1 pseudogene is annotated in these 299 nt (G+C 26.4%); it reads left to right on the forward strand.

Going from position 1 to position 299, the window contains the following annotated elements:
• A pseudogene (locus tag BHE89_RS24130) lies at positions 1–225 on the forward strand (protein-tyrosine phosphatase family protein); the annotation flags it as partial.
• Between the last annotated feature and the right edge of the window lie 74 nt (positions 226–299).

Below are 299 nucleotides of genomic sequence, written 5' to 3' on the forward strand. Positions count from 1 at the left end.
AATATGTTATTTGATAATGACATAAATACAGTTTATATTTTAGCCTCGAATGATGATATTAAAAAAGATCTCTCAAAACTGGGTAGTGAATATAATAAAAAAGATTTTGAAACGGAAGGGTTTAAATATTTTAGAGAGGGTTCAGATTCAGATGATATAAAATCTAGCCTCATTAGGAAGTGGGATTTCAGTAAGGTTAAAATATGTTATTTGATAATGACATAAATACAGTTTATATTTTAGCCTCGAATGATGATATTAAAAAAGATCTCTCAAAACTGGGTAGTGAATATAATAAA

Source organism: Shigella sp. FC1967 (assembly GCF_001743005.1).
Taxonomy (GTDB): domain Bacteria; phylum Pseudomonadota; class Gammaproteobacteria; order Enterobacterales; family Enterobacteriaceae; genus Proteus.